General features: G+C 68.2%; 3 protein-coding genes. 1 reads left to right on the forward strand and 2 read right to left on the reverse strand.

The window, feature by feature from the left end; translation table 11 throughout:
* The coding region (locus tag JSV65_12415; protein UCH33373.1) for a hypothetical protein at nt 1-290 on the reverse strand (290 nt) is incomplete at its 3' end.
* 2 nt (nt 291-292) lie between these two features.
* A complete protein-coding gene (locus JSV65_12420; GenBank protein ID UCH36770.1) occupies nt 293-973 on the reverse strand; it encodes a fumarylacetoacetate hydrolase family protein in 681 nt (226 codons plus the stop codon).
* A 593-nt stretch (nt 974-1,566) separates the two neighbouring features.
* On the opposite strand from JSV65_12420, the gene JSV65_12425 reads away from it, so the two are divergent.
* A partial coding sequence (locus JSV65_12425) for a hypothetical protein (protein ID UCH33374.1) occupies nt 1,567-3,760 on the forward strand: 2,194 nt, incomplete at its 3' end.

The raw sequence follows: 3,760 nt of genomic DNA on the forward strand, positions 1-3,760 counted from the left end.
CCGAGGCCCCAGAGCCGGTCGCCGTCGCGCCGCGGCTGGGCCTGCGATTCGCCGCTCCGGGGCACCGTGTCCGCATGAGTGTTGAGGCAAACGATCGGGCTGCCGCCGCCGACGCTCGCGAGCAGGTTGTCTCGCCCGTGCTCCAACGGCACACGCTGCGTCGCCATGCCGAGTGCGTTCAGTTCGCGCTCGACGTAGTCAACCAGCGGGCTCTCGGCCGGCGCGGGGCTCTCGATGGCGACGAGCGCCTCCAGTTGCGCCAGCGCGTATTCGGCATCAACCGGCGCCACGCTCATTCCTCGCCGACGACCGGATTGCGCAGGATGCCGATACCCTCCACCTCCGCTTCCATCGTGTCGCCGGGCTTGATGGGAGCCATGCCCTCGGGCGTGCCGGTCGAGATAATGTCGCCCGGCTCGATGGTCATGTGGTGCGAGATGAACTCGATGAGGTACGGGATCTTGAACATAAGGCTCGCGGTGTTGTCGCGCTGGCGTACCTCGCCGTTGACGCGCATCTCGAGGTCGAGTTCAACCGGCTCCCGGATCTCGTCGGGCAGCACGATGCACGGCCCCAGCGGACAGAACGTGTCTATGCCCTTGGAGCGGAACCACGGGTTGCTTTTCGACAGATCGTCCTTCTGCATGTCGCGGGCGGTTACGTCGTTGAGCACGGTGTAGCCGGCGACGAACGACGCCGCGCGCTCCGGGGGGATGTCCGCGCCGCGCTCGCCGATGATGACGGCGAGTTCCACCTCGGGGTCAACGCGCGTCAGGTCGCGCTTGATGACCACCGGCTGCTCGGGGTCAATGACCGCGGTGCTCGCCTTGCAGAAGAAGACGGGCTCGTCGGGCACGCCCAGGCCGCTTTCCAGCGCGTGCGCGCGATAGTTGCGCCCGAGCGCGAGTATCTTCGGCGGCCGCGCCAGCGGTGACAGCAGCCGCGGGCTCTCAACGGTGAACGCATCCTCCATGCCGTGCGCGGACACGAAGTCCGCCGTTGCCTTGAACACGTCGGGCGCAAACAGCCCTGCGCGCAGCAGGTCGAGCGAGTCACAGAACACCGGCACGTCGCAGCCGTCGGCCGCCAGCCGGTACACGCGGTAGGCCGCGGAGAAATCGAGCACACCCGCGTCAGTCAGAATGCCGACCCTACTCTCACGCGCGCCGGGCCGGGCGAATCGAACCACCTTCATTCCACGTTTCCTCCTCTAATCAGGCCCTCCTACGAGCGCGGGGCGCGCCTTGCTGGCAAACAGCCTCGCAAACCCCGTCCGGGGGGAGCTGTTTGTGACGCGGCCGTGCTGGCGCCGCCGGAGCGCCGCGCAGGTGATAACCGGAACTCTCTCGGGACACGGGGAAGCGTACTATGGCCGCAGGCGCGTGTCAAGATTCCCGGTGGTCAACCGAGGAGATACGGCGCGGTCGAGCCTCCGCGCAGGCGTGATAACGTGCGGTCGCCGGTTCGCGAACTGCCCGAGGATGCAACTGGGCGGGTGCGGGAGCAGCGCCGCAGGTGCGCTCGTCCGCTCGCAGAAGAGTCTATGCACGGGAGTACGCGAGCGGCATGGCGAGCGTCGAGATTCTGATTGCACCCTATCGCGAGTCGGCGGGCGACGAGTGGCTGTCGCGGCTGGCTCAATACCTGGGCAATGACAGGTCGCGCTCGGCGCTGTGCATCGTCCCGACCGGCGACGCCGCCCGGCGACTCGAGGAACGGTTGCTCCTCGACTGCGGCGTGCCCGGTCTGCTCGGCGCCCCGATCCGCACTTTCTACCAGATCGCGCGCGACATCGCCGAGAAGACGAAGCTCGGCAGCCATAATCTGTCCGACCTTCAGCGCTCGCTGCTGCTCCAGGATATCGCGGCTAACGCCGATATCCCCACACTCGCGCGAGTGCAGCGTTTCCCCGGCTTCCCCGCTGCGCTCGGCGACCTCATCGGCGAGTTGAAGCTCGCAATGATCCGTCCGGAAGACCTCGGACGGGCCATCGAGAAGCTCCCGCGCGCTGAGTCGGCCCTGCGCGCGAAGCTGCGCGACCTCCTGACGCTCTACGGCCGCTATCAGGAGATGCTCACCGATCACGATCTGCACGATGCCGAGGGCCTGATGTGGCACGCGGTGAGCGAGCTGGAAAAGGACCCCGAGACGCTCGGCAAGCTTTCGGTGGTCTTCTTCGACGGCTTTCGCAACTTCAACGAAGTGCAGCTTCGGCTCATCGCGATCATCGCGGATTCGGCCGGGGAGGTGTTCGTTCACCTCAACCACGATCCGAGCCGCGCGGAAGCGTTCGCCTCGTGCGAGCGCACCGTCGCAGGGCTGCGCGTGGCGCTTGGCTGCGAGCCGCGTATCGCTGTGCCGCGGGACGATGAAGGCGCTCTCGCCCACATCGCCGCCAACATCTTCCGCGAGGAAGCCAAGCCTAAGCCACCCGACAGTTCACTCGTATTCCTAGAGGCGGGCAGCCCCGGATTGGAGGCTGATGAGGTAGCGCGTCAGATCAAACTGCTCGTCGCCGGCGGGGAGGCGTGCTACTCCGACATCGCGATCATCACGCGCGGTCCCGAGGCGTATGAGCAGTTCGCTCACGCGCTCGCGCGGCACGACGTGCCCGTACGGCAGCGACGAGAGCGGCTCGCCGCCAGCGCCGCCGGGCGCGCCCTGACGGAGTCGCTGCGAGTCATCCGCGAGGGCTGGCCGGCGCCCGCGGTAGGCGCGCTGCTGAAGTCACCGTGCCTGCCCGGCGATCCGCGTGACCGCGCGCGCGCCGAGGTCAACGCGTGGCAGCAGGGCGTGCACACCGGCCGGGAGCCGTGGTTCGCGAAGTGGCCGGACGATGACACCGTCAACGCGCGAGAGCAGGCACTCGGCCGGGTGCGCGATCTCGAGCAGCGGCTGCGCGGCGCGCGCGATGTCGGCGAGATTGTAGCGGCCGTGCGTGAGTTCCTCGCAGACTTGCAGCGTGCGAGTGGAACCGACCTCCTCGCCCGGCGGCATGACGACGCGGCGCAGGCCAAGCTCGACGCGCTCGTCGGCGAGGTGGAGTTCATCGGCCGCGCGGGACGTACGGCGCTGACCTGGGAGAGCTTCTGCGAGCACATCGAGCGGGCTGTCGCGGAGGCGACTTATGACGCGAACCGGCGCCGGGCCGAAGGCGTCGCGGTCCTCGACGCGCAGCGGCTCGGCGGAGAGGTCTACCGCATCGTCTTCGTGGTCAACCTCCTGGAGAAGGTCTTCCCGGCCCAGGTGCGCGAGGATCCGTTCCTGCGCGATCGCGAACGCCGTCTCCTGGCAGCGGTAGACGACCGCATCAAACTCGACCTCGCATACGACCGCCAGGCCGAGGAGCGGCTGCTGTTCTGGCGGGCCGTATCCTGCGCCGGCGTGCGACTCTATCTCTCGTATCCCACAGCGGATGAGAAAGCCAAGGACAGCCTGCCCTCGTTCTACATCAACGAGGTGGAGCGGCTATTCGACCCGAAGCCGGAGCGCCTCGGGCGCGATTTCTCCGACCAGGCGCCCGCGCCGGCGCGGGCAGTATCGGCGCAGGACTGGGCGGCGTGCATCCTGCACGGCTTGGCCCGCGACCTGCCGGCCTCCGCGCAGGCAACGCACGCGGCGCATTACAACGCCTGGTTGGGTCGCGACGAGAAGCGACCGGCTGAATGCGCGTCCCCGTCACCCCCCTATGCGGATGCCTTGGCTGACCGCGAGCTGCTTGCCGCGCTTGAGAGTCGCGACCGCCCTTACACTCCCGCGG

The organism is Armatimonadota bacterium, from assembly GCA_020354555.1.
Classification (GTDB): Bacteria; Armatimonadota; Hebobacteria.

Coding starts and splice junctions, on each gene's coding strand:
- JSV65_12420 (UCH36770.1), bottom strand. CDS start 973: ATGGAGGATGCGTTCACCGTTGAGAGCCCGCGGCTGCTGTCACCGCTG.